Genomic DNA, 15,391 nt, shown 5'->3' with positions numbered 1-15,391 from the left:
TACAGGATTCCCAAATGGCCCGTTACGACCTCATCATCTTCGACTGCGACGGCGTTCTGGTCGATTCCGAAATTCTTGCTGCCGAAGTCGAGGCGCGGCTTCTGAGCGATGCCGGTTATCCGATCACCGCCGGCGAGATCGGCGAGCGCTTTTCCGGCATGACCTGGCGCAACATTCTGCTGGCGGTCGAAAGCGAAGCCAATATTCCGCTGTCCGCCGCCCTTCTCGACCTGGCAATCGTCAAGCTCGATGAGCGGATCAAGCGGGAACTGCAGCCAATCCCCGGCGTGCGCGAGGCCGTCGCCCAGCTTTCCGAGCCGCGCTGCATCTGCTCCAACTCAACGCCGGAACGCGTCCGCATGATGCTGAGGAAGACCGGACAGCTCGATATCTTCGAGCCCAATATCTTTTCCGCCGAAACCCTCGGCCCCGACCGGGTGAAGCCGAAGCCCGACATCTTCCTCCATGGCGCGGAGAAAATGGGCGCGAACCCGAAGAACACGCTGGTGATCGAGGATTCTGTGCATGGCGTCACCGCCGCCAAAGCCGCCGGCATGCGCGTCGTCGGCTTCACCGGCGCCTCGCACACCACGCCGACCCACGCGGACAAGCTGACCGAAGCCGGCGCCGAAACGGTGATCCACCGCATGCAGGACCTACCTGCCGTGGCAACCGCACTGCTGGAATGGACCGACGCGATCTGAGCGCGCTCGTGGTGAACGCGGCTGAGTGCGTTTTTTAAGGAAGCTCAGGCGCTCGCGGATTATCGGATCCTCTGGACCTCTCAGCCACAATCTCCCCCCTTGAGGGGGAGATGTCGCGAAAGCGACAGAGAGGGGTAAAGGGGGTAGGCCCTAGAAGCCGCAAGCTCCGAACCTATCGAAAGGGTTCACCCCTCTCTGCCCCTGTCGGGGCATCTCTCCCTCAAGGGGAGAGATTGGGGTTGCCAACGCCTCACTCAAAACCCGGCGGCAAGTGCATTTAACCACGCCTGCCAGATAACCTAACCGCAGCATCGCCGGCTCAAAGCGTGGCGGCGATCCAGCTTACGATTTCGGATTGTACCTTGGAAAAGGCATCGTCGAGCGCGGCCACGAGAACGCCGCTGGCTGCGCTGGAACTGACGGGCACGCTTGCCGTGAACAGCCTCTGCGCCCGCACCACGCCGGTTCGGTCATCCAGCAGCTTGACCGAGAGCTCGACATTGGCGGAGCCCGGTCCCGCGGCGTTGATCGCGAATTCGCGCACCTCAACCACGACCTGATAGTCGATCGCAAGCCCCTGCCCCGGCATGCCGACGCCGGCAAACAGGCCGGTGTTCTCAAGGCCTGCCACAAGCTGCGCTTGGATTACCACGGGAAGCTGGTCGCTCCACTGGGCGCCTGCGAGATAACGCAGTTCCGCGCCGCCGAGACGCACGACGATGCCGCGATTGTTGAGCACCTGGATTGCGGACGGCGTCGGCACCAGAAGCTGGGAGCGCAGCGCCTTCTGGCTCTCGAAGGTCACCATGGGCTGTGCGGACAGATCGAAGGTGTCGGGCGCCGGGCGCAACGCGCAGCCGCTCAGCCCTGCCGCCAGCAGACCGAGCGCGAGAAGCGGTCTCACTCCGGTTTTATCGATCGCGGCAAAAAGCATCTATCCAAACTTCCCCGGGCTTGCCGAATTGGTATCTGTCAGAATTAAGGCATACGCTGGCGATTGCAAAGACCTGACATATTTGTTTTTTCAGTGGCTTGCCGGATTGCAACCATAGCCCGCATCCGCCCGCGCTGCTCGCCGGGCGCTTAGTAACGCTTGCGCCCGTCATAGGTCTTCACGCTGTCGGACCCGAAGATGAATTGCTGCGGGTCGTTGCTGATCGACTCGATCGTGCGGTTCAGATTGTCAACCGTGCGGCGGGTATCGCTGACGAGACCGCGCACATCCCTGAGGCCGGAGCCCGAGAAGTTCTCGATATTCGCCGCGATCGGCCCGATCCGGGCATTCAGGGTCTCGGCCGCCTGCTTCACCGCGACAAGCGTATCGCGTGCCTGATCCGACAGCGATTCGACGTTGTCGGAACCGAGCAGGTCGTCGACCTTCACCAGGATTTCGTTCACCCGCGTGGACGCCTGGTTAAGCTTGATCGACATGTTGGAGACGTTCTCGATCGCGGTGTCGATGCTCTGGGTCTTGGCATTGATCGAGTCCGCGACATCCTTGACGGAAGCGACCGCGGACTTGGCATCCGCCATGACAACCGAGAAATCATCGATCGAGCTGCCGACCTTTTCAGGATCGATCGTTGTGACGATCGCATCGACCTGCTTGAAGACATCCTGCGCCGTTTTCCCGAACGTGGCGTAGCTTTCGATTGCGTCGCCGAATTGCGTAATGACCTCATCCAGGTTCTTCGAGGCAACGGCAACGTTGGACGTGATCGTCTCGGCGTTGTTGACGATCTTGCCGACCTCCTCCGGATTGACCGCCTTGATCAGCACGTCAAGCGAGGCCACCGTCTTGTCGAGGCGTCCGGCGAGCCCGTCGACGGTATCGGACATCCTGCCGATGGATTCGAGGAACTCCCCGATCTGGTCGGAATTGTCGGCCAGCGCGCCGGTGAATGTGTCGACGTTCTTGACCGTCTGGGTCAGCGGCGTGCTGACATCATCCACCAGTGTCTGCACCTGGCCGACGGTGTCGTCGAGACGCTTCATGATCCGGTCTGCAGTGGTCAGCAGGTTGGAGAGGCCCGATTTGTCGGCGGTCAGCTCCGCCGGCTCGTCCGTGCGAAGCGATTCCTGCAGGATATTGTCCCCCTGCTCGCCATTGGCCGAAAGTTCGATATAGCCCGTGCCGGTCAGGCCCTGGAGTTCCAGCTTGGCATTGGTGCTCTTGTAGACCGGCGTGGTCGCCTTCACCTGGGTCCGCGCCATGGTGTAGCGGGAGTCGGCGGGATCGATCTCCAGCGACTTGATCGAGCCCACCTGGATGCCGTTGAAGCGCACAGCGGAACCGACGCTGAGACCGTTGGCGGAGCCGGGAATGCGCACGATAAGGTCGGCGACGGGGCCCTGGCGACCATATTCCTGCATCCAGAAGATAAACCCGGCCCCGGCGGCCAGCACCAGCAAGACGAAGAAGCCGACAACGGTATAATTTGCTTTGGTTTCCATATTGCCCGTCCGCGCTATTGGCTATTCTGGCCGGCGCCGAAAATGGCGCGGGATCGTTTGCCCCTGAAATAGTTCTGAACCCAGGGGTCGTCAAAGTCGAGGAGCTTGTCCAGCGTTCCCTCGACAAGAACTCTCTTCTTGCCCAGCACCGCGATCCTGTCGCAAACGGCGTGCAGGCTGTCGAGGTCATGGGTCACCATATAGACCGTCAGGCCCAAAGTGTCACGCAGCCGGGCGATCAGCTCGTCGAACTCCGCCGCGCCGATCGGATCGAGGCCCGATGTCGGCTCGTCCAGAAAGACGAGGTCCGGATCGAGCGCCAGCGCGCGGGCAAGGGCGGCGCGCTTGATCATTCCGCCCGAAAGCTCGGAAGGGTAGCGTTCGGCCGCCTCCGGCCTCAACCCGACCATTTCGATCTTCAGCCGCGCCAGGTCATCCATCAGCTTCTTGGGCAGATCGAGATATTCGCGCATCGGCACCTGCACATTCTCAAGCACGGTCAGGCCCGAAAACAGCGCGCCGTGCTGGAACAGCACGCCGATGCGCATGTCGATCGCCAGCCGCTCCTCGTAGCTCAGCTCGTCGAAATCCTTGCCGAAAATATTGATCGTTCCCGCCTGCCGCTGATTAAGCCGCAAGACGGTGCGCATCAGCACGGATTTGCCCGTGCCCGATCCACCGACGAAACCGAGGATTTCGCCGCGATAGACATCGAGGTCCAGGTTTTCGAGGACGGTCGGCCCGCCGAACCCCACAGTGAGGTCGCGCACACTGAGCACCCTGTCCTTGTCGCCCTGCGGTTGCTGTTCGATATCCACCTCGGCTCCTCAGTAATCGATCGCGGCGTAGAAGATCGCGAAGATGCCGTCGGCGAGAATGACGACGAAGATCGACTTGACCACGGAAGCCGTGACCTTGTGGCCGAGCGATTCCGCACTTCCGCCGACCTTCATGCCCTCAAGCGCGGCAACGATCGAAATGATCACGGCCATCACCGGGGCCTTGGCCAGACCGGAAATCAGGTCGGGTAGGTCGATCGCCTCCTGCAGCCGCTGCAGGAAGGTTTCATAGGTGATGCCGGCATAGAGATCGACCACCACCGCGGCGCCGACGAGTGCGGCAAAATTGGCCAGAATCGTGAGCAGCGGCAGGGCGATGAGCAGCGCCAGCATGCGCGGAAAGACCAGCACCGCGATCGGATCGAACCCCATGACCCTGAGCGCATCGATTTCCTCGCGCATGCGCATGGCGCCAATTTCGGCGGTGATCGCGCTGCCCGAGCGGCCGGCGATCATGATCGCGGTCAACAGCACGCCGATCTCGCGCAGCTGCAGGATGCCGACCAGATCGACCACGAACAGTTCTGCGCCGAAATAGCTGAGCTGGAATGCCCCCTGCTGGGCTATGATCGCGCCGACCAGAAACGACATCAGCGCGATGATCGGCACCGCGCGCACGCCCATATTGTCGATCTGGGCGGTGATCGCGGCCATGTTGACGCCGCCGCGTTTCGAAAATAGTTCGCCGAGTCCGACGAAAAGTGCGCCGAAGAAACCGACGCCGGTATAGATGTCACGACCGGCAGCCACCGCGGAAATGCCGACCGGCTCCAGCACGTATTGTACGATCGATCGTTGTCTGGCCGGCGCTTTTTCCGGCTCCGGCAGTTCCTCCGGAATGGCCTCGAGCAGTTCGCCGAGCCGGTCCGTCATGCCGTGCATCTCGACGTCGAGACCGGCTTCGCCGCATTTGGCCTCGGCCTCGCGAATCAGCCAGGCACCCGCGGTGTCGATAACCCCGACGCCGGAGAGTTCGAATGTAACGGATCCGCCGCCGGCGCCTTTCAGCTTGCCGCCAAGGCCGTCGAGTTCGCCGTAGAGCGCTGCGGCGTTGTGAACGGTCCAGTCGCCTTCAAATGACAGCGTCGCCGGCTGTTCGCCGGACTTGAAGGTGAGAGAGGCTGTGGAATTATCCGCTTTCTGCAAAAGCCATTATCCAGTTTCGTGCGCTCTTGGAACGGGTGGACGCCGCGATCCGGGCAACCGGACAGCGCGCCCCGCGACCTTCGAAGCCGGCGCGCGGGCCATGGCGCAACCCTGCAAATAACATTTGCTAGGCTTTTCACGGCCTGTCGGAGATTGCAAGTCTTTTCAATGGCGAGGAGAAGCGTTTGCTGAAGCTTACGCCGCGTGATCCCTGTCGCGGGCGGCCAGAAGCAAGGGCACGGGATCAGCCTCGACCGGTTCGGCCGCGACGGGAGCCTCTGCCGTTTCGATCTTCTGCCAGGAGATCAGTTCGAACGTGCCGTCGAAATGCTCGGCCACCGCCGTGCAGCTTTCCACCCAGTCGCCGGTATTGATATACCGCAGCCCGTCCATATCCTCGATCACGGCGTGATGGATATGACCGCAGATGACGCCATCGACCTCGTTGCGCCGCGCCTCCTCGACCACCACGCGCTGGAACTCGCCGATGAAGTTGACCGCGTGTTTGACCTGCAGCTTGGCCCAGGCCGAAAACGACCAGTAGGGCAACCCCAGCTTGCGGCGGAAGAAGGCGAGAACCTGGTTGATGGCGATCGCCGCATCATAGGCCCAGTCGCCGAGATAGGCGACGACGCGGGCATGGCGCACGACCACATCGAATTCATCGCCATGGATGACGAGATACTTCTTGCCGTCGCCGGCCTCGAAGATCATCCGCTCCGCGACCTCGACGCCGCCGAAATGGGTGCCGGGGAAGTTGCGCAGAAACTCGTCGTGATTGCCGGGAATATAGATGATGCGCGCACCCTTGCGGGCCTTACGCAGCATTTTCTGGATGACATCGTTGAAGACCTGAGGCCAGTACCAGTTCCGCTTCAGCCGCCAGCCATCGATGATATCGCCCACGAGGACGATGGTGTCGGCTTCGTGATGACGCATGAAATCGAGCAGGAAATCCGCCTTCGCGGCCTTGGAGCCGAGATGAACATCAGAAATGAACAGTGTTCTGAATTGCCTGGGTTCCATGCCTTCGACCCGCCCTGCGTGTGTTACCGTCACAGGAGTTAAAAGCAGAGTCGTATTTCAACTTGATGACATGCCGTTTTTGGCGGGGATTCAAGCCGGCTGATAGCGCACATAGGCGAAGGCATCGCCCTTGGGCGACCAGTTCGGCGAATTCATCGTGCCCTGCCCGCCGAAAAGCTCGAACAGGGTTTCGAGATTGCCGCCATCCATGTCCATCATCCGCACCCGCACCTGGCAGTCGCGCGGGTGGTCGAAGACGTCCGGATCGTAGGAGATCAGGATGACGCGGTCATTGGTCGGGCATGGATGGGCAAACCAGTTGCCGTAATCATCGCCGGTGATCTGCTCAAGGCCCGTGCCATCGGGATGCATGCGCCAGATCTGCATCAGCCCGGTGCGTGAGGAATTGAAATAGATCCATTCTCCGTCGAAGGAGTAGTCCGGTCCGTCATTGCGGCCCTCGCCATGGGTCAGCCGCAGCTCCTCGCCGCCTTCCGCCGCGATCGTGTAGATATCGAAGACATCGTCGCGGATGCCGCAATAGGCAAAGCGCGCGCCATCCGGCGACCAGCCGTGCCAGTAGGAGGGCAGGTTTTCGGTCACGAGTTTCGGCGTGCCGCCGGCGGCCGCAACCGTGTAGATCGCCGATTTGCCGAATTCGCATTTGTCGGAAATCGCGATGGTCGCGCCATCGGGCGAGATGCCGTGATCATTGTTGCACTGGACAGCGAAGCCGGTGTCGATGCGCTCAGGCGCCGGCTGTCCGCCAAGCGGCAGGCGATACATGATGCCGTCGCTGTTGACCATCAGATGGCCGCCATCCGGCGACCAGTTCGGCGCCTCGATCAGTGCGTCGGACTGGAACACCACGCGCGCCTGCCGGCTTGCGATATCATAGATTTCAACCGAACTGCGCATGGCACGCCTTACCTGTCACGGAAACGGTTGGTGATCGGATAGCGCCGGTCGCGGCCGAAATTCTTCTTGGTGATCTTCACGCCCGGCGCGGACTGGCGGCGCTTGTATTCGGCGATATAGAGCAGGTGCTCGATGCGGTGCACGGTTTCCACATCATGGCCGCGCGCCACGATCGCATCGACCGACATCTCCTTCTCCACCAGGCATTCCAGAATATCGTCCAGCGCCGGATAGGGCGGCAGCGAATCCTGGTCGGTCTGGTTGGGGCGCAGCTCCGCGGAAGGCTTCTTGTCGATGATGTTTTGCGGGATCACATCGCGCTCCGGCCCCAGCATGCCCTCCGGCTTCTCGCCGTTGCGCCAGGCAGAAACGCCATAGACCTGCATCTTGTAGAGATCCTTGATCGGGTTGAAGCCGCCATTCATGTCGCCGTAAAGGGTGGCGTATCCGACCGACATTTCCGACTTGTTGCCGGTGGTCACCACCATCGCGCCGAACTTGTTGGAGATCGCCATCAGGATGGTGCCGCGCGTGCGGCTTTGCAGGTTCTCCTCGGTGATCCCCTCTTCCGTGCCCTCGAACATATCGGCAAGCGCCGACATGAAGCCGGTGACGGGCTCCTCGATCGGGACGATGTCGTAGCGGCAGCCGAGCGCTTTCGCGCAATCGGCGGCGTCCTTGAGCGACTCGTCCGAGGTGTAGCGATAGGGCAGCATCACGCAGTGCACCCGCTCCGCGCCCAGCGCATCGACGGCGATCGCCGCGCACAACGCCGAATCAATGCCGCCGGAAAGACCGAGCACCACGCTCTTGAAGCCGTTCTTGTTGACGTAATCGGCAAAGCCCAGCACGCAGGCGTGATAATCCGAGGCCTCGCCCACGGGCAATGCCGCCATCTCGCCGGTCTCGATTATCCAGCCATCAGCGCCGCGCCGCCATTCGGAAAGCGCGACCTCCTCGGCAAATTGCGGCATCTGGAATGCGAGCGAGCGGTCTGCATTGAAGCCGAAGCTGCCGCCGTCATAGACCAGCTCATCCTGACCACCGAGCGTGTTGAGATAGACCAGCGGCAGGCCGGTCTCGATCACCTGGCGCAGCGCCACCTGATGGCGGACATCGACCTTGCCGCGATAATAGGGCGAGCCGTTGGGCGACAGCAGCAGTTCCGCGCCCGATTCGGCGAGCGTCTCGCAGACGCCAAGCTCGCCCCAGATATCCTCGCAGATCGGAATGCCGATCCGAACCCCGCGAAAATTCACCGGCCCCGGCATTTCGCCCGGCACGAAGACCCGCTTCTCGTCGAATTCGCCATAGTTCGGCAGGTCCACCTTGTCGCGGATCGCGATGATCTGGCCAGCGTCGAGCACCGCAACGGAGTTGTGCCGTCCGGCCTCGCCCTGTCGCGGAAAGCCGACAATCACGCCCGGACCGCCATCGGCGGTGTCCTTCGCAAGCGCCTCAACCGCCTTCTCGCAGGCAGCGAGGAAGGCCGGCTTCATCACGAGGTCTTCGGGCTGATAGCCGGAGATGAACAGCTCCGTCGACATGATGAGGTCCGCGCCCTTGTCGGCCGCCGTCCGCCGCGCCGCGCGCAACTTCTCCAGATTGCCGGCGATATCGCCGACCGTCGGGTTGAGCTGGGCGAGTGCGATTGTGATGCTGTCCATGGCAAATCCACCTTTCAGGTCTGCACGGATGGACACCATGTTTTCGGGGAAAAATCAAACCGGAAAAGGTTCAGAGGCTCAAAACAGAAAGCTGAAGTGTTGCTCTCCTTCAATCTCCCCCCTTGAGGGGGAGATGCCCCGACAGGGGCAGAGAGGGGTGAAACCTCTCCGAGAGCACAGAGACTGCGGCTTTTAGGGCTTGCGCCCTTTACCCCTCTCTGTCGCTTTCGCGACATCTCCCCCTCAAGGGGGGAGATTGTTGGGGGGCTATGCGGCTATGCGCCTTAAAAGCCGATCGCCATCACTCGTTGATCGCGAGCTTCTTTTCCTCATACGCGTTCTTCATCCGCTCGGCGAGCAGGAAGGCGAGTTCCAGTGCCTGGTCGGCGTTGAGGCGCGGGTCGCAATGGGTGTGGTAGCGGTCGTGCAGGTCCTCGCCGGTCAGCGCCCAGGCGCCGCCGGTGCATTCCGTCACGTCCTTGCCGGTCATCTCGATATGGATGCCGCCGGGGTAGCTGCCCTCGGCGCGGTGGATCTGGAAGAAGCTCTCGACCTCCGACAGGATCCGCTCGAACGGCCGGGTCTTGTAGGAGTTGAGCGTGATCGTGTTGCCGTGCATCGGGTCGCAGGACCAGACCACCTTCTTGCCCTCGCGCTCGACGGCGCGGATCAGGCGCGGCAGATGGTCGGCGACCTTGTCGTGGCCGAAGCGGCAGATCAGCGTCAGACGACCGGCCTCGTTTTCCGGGTTCACCGTATCGATCAGCCGCAGCAGGTCATCCTCGGCAAGCGAAGGGCCGCATTTGAGGCCGAGCGGGTTCTTGATGCCGCGGGCATATTCGATGTGAGCGTGGTCGGCCTGGCGGGTGCGGTCGCCGATCCAGATCATGTGGCCCGACGTCGCGTACCAGTCGCCCGAGGTCGAATCAACACGGGTCAGCGCCTCTTCATAGCCGAGCAGCAGCGCCTCGTGGCTGGTGAAGAAATCGGTCTCCGACAGCGCGTGGTTGTTTTCCGCGCGAATGCCGATCGCGCGCATGAACGACATCGTTTCCGAAAGCCGGTCGGCGAGCTTCTGGTAGCGTTCGCCCTGCGGGCTATCCTTTACGAAGCCGAGCATCCACTGGTGGACATTTTCCAGATTGGCGTAGCCGCCCATGGAGAAGGCGCGCAGCAGGTTCAGTGTCGCGGCCGACTGGCGGTAGGCCATCAGCTGGCGCTGCGGATCGGGAATACGGGCTTCCTCGGTGAAATCAATGCCGTTGATGATGTCGCCGCGATAGCTCGGCAGCGTCACCCCGTTGATCGTCTCGTTCGGGCTGGAGCGCGGCTTGGCGAACTGGCCGGCGATGCGGCCGACCTTGACCACCGGCTGCTGCGCGCCGAAGGTCAGCACCACGGCCATCTGCAGGAAGGCGCGGAAGAAGTCGCGGATCGTGTCGGCGCCATGTTCGGCGAAGCTTTCGGCGCAGTCGCCGCCCTGGAGCAGAAAACCGCGGCCTTCGGCCACCTCGCCAAGCGCCTTCTTAAGACGGCGCGCCTCGCCGGCAAACACCAGCGGCGGATAGCTCGCGAGTGCTGCCTCGGCCTCGGCCAGTTTTGCCTCGTCCGGATATTCCGGCACCTGAAGGATCGGCTTGTGACGCCAACTTCCGGGGGTCCAGTTCTTCGCGCTGCTCATTTCAATCACCTGTCCTTGCTCGCCCGACCTTTTGCCGGACATGCCTCTCTCCCGATTTTTGGCGCGCTTATAGCCCCTTCTGGCTCTATTGTATACCCGCGCGATCATCCCCAGTGCGGCCCACAAGCCGAGCAGCGTTGCCTTTCAAAAACTTGGCCATCCGCTCAATGACCAGACGGACCTCGCGGCGATGCCGGTCGTCATCATGGGCGACGATAAAGAGCGGATGCGTCAGAGGCTCAATCACATCCCCTTCCCGCTCCAGTTCCAGGAGACTATCGCCGACCCAGACCGGCAGCACCGCCTTGCCGGCGCCCGACATGACGAGACGCGGCAACAGATGCCGGTCCTCGGTCCAGGTCATGATCGCGCCTTCAAAATTCTCGAAGACGTAGCGGTCGCGCGGCTCGGTTGCGGCCGCCGTTCCTATCGAAATCCATGGAAGATCTTCCGTTCCCGCAGCCTTTGGCCGATAAACCGCATAAGCCATGTCCACCGTCGGCAAAACCGCAACATTGCCACTTTCCGGTCGTTTCGCCACTACGACGACATCGGCTGCCCGGAATGTAAGATCGCCGGACGCACCTTCCGAACTGCAACAGACGCGGAATTGGTCGCCCCTCGTCCGTAACTCGCCAAGATTGTCGGCGATGAGCGGCGAGAGCCAGCAATCGGTGGCGATGGTGACGAAAGGCAGGGCGAAAGCCTCTGAATGCCAGTCGGTGATATCACGCGCGACCTCGCGCATCCTCTGCACCCGCTTCAGCAGTTCTCGACCATCATGGGCAAGCTCGTAGCCGCGCTGCGAGCGCAGGAACAGCGAACGCCCGAGGGTGCGTTCCAGCGTCAGCATGCGCCGTCCGATTGTCGGCGCGGAAATACCGGTGCGCGCGGCGGCGCCGCTCAGCCCGCCGGCCTCCGCCACCACATGGAAAAGCTGCAGATCGTCCCAGCTCGCCTCGGCCATCGGCTGTCTCCGTTGTCAAACGGCCATCTTATACCGCCCCGCCCCGCAAGCGCGAACCGTTCACGGATGAAACATGCCTTTCATCTGCGGCTCTACAGCCGCCCTCCTGCCGCCCCTAGCTTCCAGTCAAGCAGAAATGGAGAAAACCATGCTCGACTGGTTTGCCGTCGTCAGACACCCGAGAAAGAGGCCCCGCCATCCGCTCGCCGACCCATTGGAGGGCGAGGAATGGCGGGGCCACCAATGGATGGCGCGCCTGATCAGCCGCCTGCTCAAAGGGCGGTTCTAAACCCGCTCGCCGTTCTTCAAGCGGTAGGTCGGCTGGTACATAGTCACCAGTTCCTCCGATGCCGTCGGGTGGACGGCCATGGTGCGGTCGAAATCGTCCTTGGTGCAACCGCCCTTCAGCGCGATACCGATCAGCTGCGCCATTTCGCCGGCCTCATGGCCGAGGATATGGGCGCCGACCACCTTGCGGTCGGCGGCGTTGACGATGAGCTTCATCACGGTGCGCTCGTCGCGGCCCGACAGCGTCGCCTTCATCGGCCGGAACTTGGCGAGGTAGACCTCGAGTTCCTCGTAGCGTTCGGCCGCAACATGTTCCGGCAGGCCGACCGTGCCGATTTCCGGCTGCGAGAACACCGCCGTTGCGATCAGGTCGTGATCCGGCTTGGTCGGGTTGTCCTTGTATTCCGTCTCGATGAAGCACATCGCCTCGTGGATCGCGACTGGGGTGAGTTGAACGCGGTCGGTGACATCGCCCAGCGCCCAGATATAGTCGACATTGGTGCGCGAATAGTCGTCCACCATGATCGCGCCCTTGGCGTCCAGTTCGACGCCAACGGATTCAAGGCCGAGCCCCTTGGTGTTCGGCTGCCGGCCGAGCGCCATCATCACCTTGTCGACGTTGAAGACGTGGCCGTTATGGGTCTGGGCCTTGAGCCGGCCATCGGCCGCCTGGGCGACATCGACAATCGTGTCGCGGCAGATGACCTGGATGCCCTTCTTCTCCATCGCCTCGCGCAGATTGACGCGCATGTCCATATCGAAGCCGCGCAGGATTTCCGGGCCGCGATAGATCAGCGTGGTCTCGACGCCGAGCCCGGCGAAGATATTGGCGAATTCAACCGCGATATAGCCCCCGCCGGTGATCGCGATCGACTTCGGCAGTTCCTCCAGATGGAAGGCCTCGTTGGAGGAGATGCAGAGTTCGGAACCCGGCATTTCCGGATGCGGATTTGGGTGGCCACCGACGGCGACCAGGATCTTCTCCGCAGTCACTTCTTGCCCGGAGGACAAGAGCCGGATGCGATGATCGCCGGCGATCTCCGCCCGCGTCTCAAGAATCTCGGCACCGTTGGTTTCCAGCCCCTTGCGGTATAGCCCTTCGAGACGGGTAATTTCCCTGTCCTTGGCGGCAATCAGCGCCGGCCAGGAGAAACTGCGCTCACCGACGGTCCAGCCATAGCCGGCCGCGTCCTCGAAATGCTCGGGATATTGCGAGGCATAGACGAACAGCTTTTTCGGCACGCAGCCGCGAATGACGCAGGTCCCGCCGAACCGGTATTCCTCGGCGATTGCCACCCTCTTGCCCATCGCCGCTGCAAGGCGGGCAGCGCGCACACCGCCGGAGCCGCCGCCGATCACAAACAGGTCGAAGTCATAGCGCGTCATGGGAGGGCTCCTTGCGGTGGGGTATTCCGGGAAAATCGATTTTGGCTGAATATGGCGACTTTCCGCCAAAAATAAAGCCCGCCGGGGTCGGCGGGCTGTTATGCAACGGGCGAATGGCCCTTTTACTGCGCGGGCAGTGCCGGAACCTCGGTCGCCTCGACGGGCGTGCCGCCATCGGCTTCGATGCGCCGGTTCAGCTCTGCCTGGGCCTGCTGGGAGAGATCGCGGGCAATACCGCGGGCCCAGATATCGCCGGCTTGGCCGAGTTCGCGCGCGGCGATCGGGCCATACTGGATGAACTTCTTGCCGACATCGGAGTTGTAGAATTCGGCAAGCTGGTTGAGCTCTTCCGCGGTGAAGATGTTGGCGTAGATCTGCGCGCCTTCCTTCTCGAGATCGGCGCGGCGCGGGGCCAGCGCGATCGCCGTATCGGTGACGACCTCGTCGATCAGCGAGTGATAGTTCGGGTACACCTGCGTCAACTGCGACTGAACGAGATCCGCCTGATTCGGCAGGATTTCGTCGAACTGGTTGTTGATGCCCAGGGCCTGGAGCGCGGCTTTGGCGGCGGCCTCATGCTCAGGCGAAATGTCCTGCGCAGAAGCAACCGAAAAGGCGCCAAGTCCCATAATCGTCGCGGCGATGGCCACGGAAAGGCCGAACCTGGATTTCATTTTCATAAAGGACTCCTGTCTACTCAGTTGCTTTGAGTGTACGTACACCGCCGTCGGATGCAACGATGGCGAGTGTCGCGATGTCAATGAACAGCCCGTGCTCCACAACGCCGGCGATGGCGTTGAGCGCGTCTGACAATGCCTGTGCATCGTGAATGCGGCCAAATGATGCATCGATAATATAGTGTCCGCCATCGGTCATATAGGGCCCGTCGCCCGATTGGCGAAGGTCGAGCGACCCAGAAAGATTGAGCCGCGACGCGGCGCGTTCGATGGCAAGGCGGGTCGCGCCGAGCCCGAACGGCATGACCTCGATGGGCAGCGGAAAGGCGCCGAGGCAATCCACGACCTTGGTCTCGTCGGCAATCACGATCATCGCTTTCGAGGACGAGGCCACGATCTTTTCGCGCAACAGCGCGCCGCCGCCGCCCTTGATGAGATTGAGCGCCGGATCGATCTCGTCGGCGCCGTCGATCGTGAGATCGAGCTCCGGCGTTTCGTCGAGCGAATTCAGCGTGATGCCCAGTTCCAAGCACTGGCGCGCCGTCGCCTCGGAGGTCGGAACTCCGATGACGTTGAACCCGTTGGCAACCTTTTCGCCGAGGAGCGCGATGAATTCCCGCGCCGTGCTGCCGGTTCCGATGCCGAGCCGCATACCGTCCTCGACATATTCAAGCGCGGTTTCCGCAGCCTTTATCTTCAATTGACGCGCATCCATGCGTCACATGCTCCTTTTGGCTAACGGTAAGGTGTTTACACGCCACGCGCGTCAAACAAAAGACCTTTTGCGCCGAGGCCGCGCAAATGCTTGGCATGCTTGCTGCCGGCGGTTATGAACCGGGCCGGGAAGCGGACGGCGAGCGTCGTCTGCCGGAAAATGAAGGATCGCCCCCAATGCCCGCACCGCTCGCCATATTCGACCTCGACGGCACGCTGATCGATACAGCGCCCGATCTGATCGCAAGCCTGAACCACGCCATCGCGCCTGCGGGGCTCGCCCCCTACGGCATCGAGGACACGAAGATACTGGTCGGCCGCGGCGTAAGAGTGATGATCGAAAGGGCCTTCGAACATCGCGACCGATCGCTCGACGAGGATACGTTCGATGCCTGTTTCGAACGCTTCAGCGAACACTATCGCGCCGGCATTCCCGGCGAAAGCCGCCCCTACCCCGGCATCGTCGCGGCGCTCGACCGGCTGAAATCCACGGGCTTTGACCTTGCGGTATGCACCAACAAGCGCGAATCGTTCACCATGCCGCTGCTCGAAGCACTCGGTCTCACCGGTTATTTCACCGCGATCACCGGCGGCGACACCTTCGCCTTCCGCAAGCCCGATCCCCGTCACATCACGGAGACCATCGCCCGCGCCGGGGGCGACGTCGCCAATGCGGTCATGGTCGGCGACAGTTCCAATGATATCGATTCGGCAAAGGGCGCCGGCGTTGCAACCATCGCCGTCACCTTCGGCTATGCCGACCGCCCGGTCGCCGAAATGGCCGCCGACCGGATGATAAGCGACTATGCGGCGCTGACGTCGGAACTGGCGCTCGCGGTGATCGCACGGCGATAACCGCAGCCCACTGGAACGTAAAAGGCGCGCCCGCAAAACGGACGCGCCTTGTTTGATTTAGGGCCCTGG

15 protein-coding genes are annotated in these 15,391 nt (G+C 62.1%); 3 read left to right on the top strand and 12 right to left on the bottom strand.

Features of this window, described 5'->3' with window-relative positions:
- Positions 1-14 precede the first annotated feature (14 nt).
- Positions 15-704 carry an HAD family hydrolase gene (locus V6765_RS09625; RefSeq protein WP_448428142.1) on the top strand — a complete coding sequence of 230 codons (690 nt, stop codon included), beginning with the start codon at positions 15-17 and terminating at the stop codon, positions 702-704.
- Between the two features lie 319 nt (positions 705-1,023).
- Here V6765_RS09625 and V6765_RS09620 read toward each other — a convergent pair whose 3' ends face one another.
- The 9 genes from V6765_RS09620 to V6765_RS09580 all read right to left on the bottom strand — a co-directional run bounded on the left by V6765_RS09620 (position 1,024) and on the right by V6765_RS09580 (position 11,402).
- Positions 1,024-1,608 (bottom strand): ABC-type transport auxiliary lipoprotein family protein, encoded by a 585-nt coding sequence (locus V6765_RS09620; protein ID WP_448428140.1) that lies wholly within the window; start codon positions 1,606-1,608, stop codon positions 1,024-1,026.
- A gap of 179 nt (positions 1,609-1,787) precedes the next feature.
- A complete protein-coding gene (locus tag V6765_RS09615; protein ID WP_448428138.1) occupies positions 1,788-3,158 on the bottom strand; it encodes an MlaD family protein in 1,371 nt (456 codons plus the stop codon).
- Between the two features lie 14 nt (positions 3,159-3,172).
- Complete coding sequence (locus tag V6765_RS09610; RefSeq protein WP_448428136.1) at positions 3,173-3,976, bottom strand: ABC transporter ATP-binding protein; 804 nt, start codon at positions 3,974-3,976, stop codon at positions 3,173-3,175.
- Positions 3,977-3,985: 9 nt separating this feature from the next.
- Positions 3,986-5,143 (bottom strand): MlaE family lipid ABC transporter permease subunit, encoded by a 1,158-nt coding sequence (locus V6765_RS09605; protein WP_448428134.1) that lies wholly within the window; start codon positions 5,141-5,143, stop codon positions 3,986-3,988.
- A gap of 195 nt (positions 5,144-5,338) precedes the next feature.
- A complete protein-coding gene (locus tag V6765_RS09600; RefSeq protein ID WP_448428132.1) occupies positions 5,339-6,169 on the bottom strand; it encodes a UDP-2,3-diacylglucosamine diphosphatase in 831 nt (276 codons plus the stop codon).
- Between the two features lie 90 nt (positions 6,170-6,259).
- Positions 6,260-7,087: a TolB family protein gene (locus V6765_RS09595; RefSeq protein WP_448428130.1), complete on the bottom strand. Its 828-nt coding sequence runs from the start codon at positions 7,085-7,087 to the stop codon at positions 6,260-6,262.
- An 8-nt stretch (positions 7,088-7,095) separates the two neighbouring features.
- Positions 7,096-8,754, bottom strand: a complete 1,659-nt coding sequence (locus V6765_RS09590) for an NAD+ synthase (RefSeq protein ID WP_448428128.1) — start codon at positions 8,752-8,754, stop codon at positions 7,096-7,098.
- 301 nt (positions 8,755-9,055) lie between these two features.
- A complete protein-coding gene (locus tag V6765_RS09585; RefSeq protein ID WP_448428126.1) occupies positions 9,056-10,477 on the bottom strand; it encodes a class II 3-deoxy-7-phosphoheptulonate synthase in 1,422 nt (473 codons plus the stop codon).
- A gap of 43 nt (positions 10,478-10,520) precedes the next feature.
- Complete coding sequence (locus V6765_RS09580; protein ID WP_448428124.1) at positions 10,521-11,402, bottom strand: LysR family transcriptional regulator; 882 nt, start codon at positions 11,400-11,402, stop codon at positions 10,521-10,523.
- Between the two features lie 148 nt (positions 11,403-11,550).
- Here V6765_RS09580 and V6765_RS09575 point away from each other — a divergent pair, with 148 nt between their 5' ends.
- Positions 11,551-11,691 (top strand): hypothetical protein, encoded by a 141-nt coding sequence (locus V6765_RS09575; protein ID WP_448428122.1) that lies wholly within the window; start codon positions 11,551-11,553, stop codon positions 11,689-11,691.
- Here V6765_RS09575 and gor read toward each other — a convergent pair.
- From gor to rpiA, 3 genes are all read right to left on the bottom strand, one after another.
- Positions 11,688-13,076, bottom strand: a complete 1,389-nt coding sequence (gor, locus tag V6765_RS09570) for a glutathione-disulfide reductase (protein WP_448428120.1) — start codon at positions 13,074-13,076, stop codon at positions 11,688-11,690. The two genes, V6765_RS09575 and gor, sit on opposite strands and share 4 nt — an antisense overlap.
- Before the next feature lie 122 nt (positions 13,077-13,198).
- Entirely contained in the window at positions 13,199-13,756 is a 558-nt protein-coding gene (locus V6765_RS09565; RefSeq protein ID WP_448428118.1) for a DUF2059 domain-containing protein, read from the bottom strand.
- 13 nt (positions 13,757-13,769) lie between these two features.
- On the bottom strand, positions 13,770-14,468 hold the full coding sequence (rpiA, locus tag V6765_RS09560; RefSeq protein WP_448428116.1) for a ribose-5-phosphate isomerase RpiA: 699 nt from the start codon (positions 14,466-14,468) through the stop codon (positions 13,770-13,772).
- Between the two features lie 176 nt (positions 14,469-14,644).
- On the opposite strand from rpiA, the gene V6765_RS09555 reads away from it, so the two are divergent.
- Positions 14,645-15,322, top strand: coding sequence for an HAD family hydrolase (locus V6765_RS09555; RefSeq protein ID WP_448428114.1), 678 nt, complete (start codon positions 14,645-14,647; stop codon positions 15,320-15,322).
- Positions 15,323-15,391 lie beyond the last annotated feature (69 nt).

It is taken from the genome of Martelella sp. FOR1707 (genome assembly GCF_053484265.1).
Note: the sequence above shows the minus strand (reverse complement) of the source record. Positions and strands in the feature narration are given on the sequence as shown.

Bases quoted from the DNA above. Each gene is read 5' to 3' on its own strand.
- V6765_RS09625 (WP_448428142.1), top strand. From the start codon at position 15: ATGGCCCGTTACGACCTCATCATCTTCGACTGCGACGGCGTTCTGGTC.
- V6765_RS09615 (WP_448428138.1), bottom strand. From the start codon at position 3,158: ATGGAAACCAAAGCAAATTATACCGTTGTCGGCTTCTTCGTCTTGCTG.
- V6765_RS09600 (WP_448428132.1), bottom strand. From the start codon at position 6,169: ATGGAACCCAGGCAATTCAGAACACTGTTCATTTCTGATGTTCATCTC.
- V6765_RS09595 (WP_448428130.1), bottom strand. From the start codon at position 7,087: ATGCGCAGTTCGGTTGAAATCTATGATATCGCAAGCCGGCAGGCGCGC.
- V6765_RS09590 (WP_448428128.1), bottom strand. From the start codon at position 8,754: ATGGACAGCATCACAATCGCACTCGCCCAGCTCAACCCGACGGTCGGC.
- V6765_RS09585 (WP_448428126.1), bottom strand. From the start codon at position 10,477: ATGTCCGGCAAAAGGTCGGGCGAGCAAGGACAGGTGATTGAAATGAGC.
- V6765_RS09580 (WP_448428124.1), bottom strand. From the start codon at position 11,402: ATGGCCGAGGCGAGCTGGGACGATCTGCAGCTTTTCCATGTGGTGGCG.
- V6765_RS09575 (WP_448428122.1), top strand. From the start codon at position 11,551: ATGCTCGACTGGTTTGCCGTCGTCAGACACCCGAGAAAGAGGCCCCGC.
- gor (WP_448428120.1), bottom strand. From the start codon at position 13,076: ATGACGCGCTATGACTTCGACCTGTTTGTGATCGGCGGCGGCTCCGGC.
- V6765_RS09565 (WP_448428118.1), bottom strand. From the start codon at position 13,756: ATGAAAATGAAATCCAGGTTCGGCCTTTCCGTGGCCATCGCCGCGACG.
- rpiA (WP_448428116.1), bottom strand. From the start codon at position 14,468: ATGGATGCGCGTCAATTGAAGATAAAGGCTGCGGAAACCGCGCTTGAA.
- V6765_RS09555 (WP_448428114.1), top strand. From the start codon at position 14,645: ATGCCCGCACCGCTCGCCATATTCGACCTCGACGGCACGCTGATCGAT.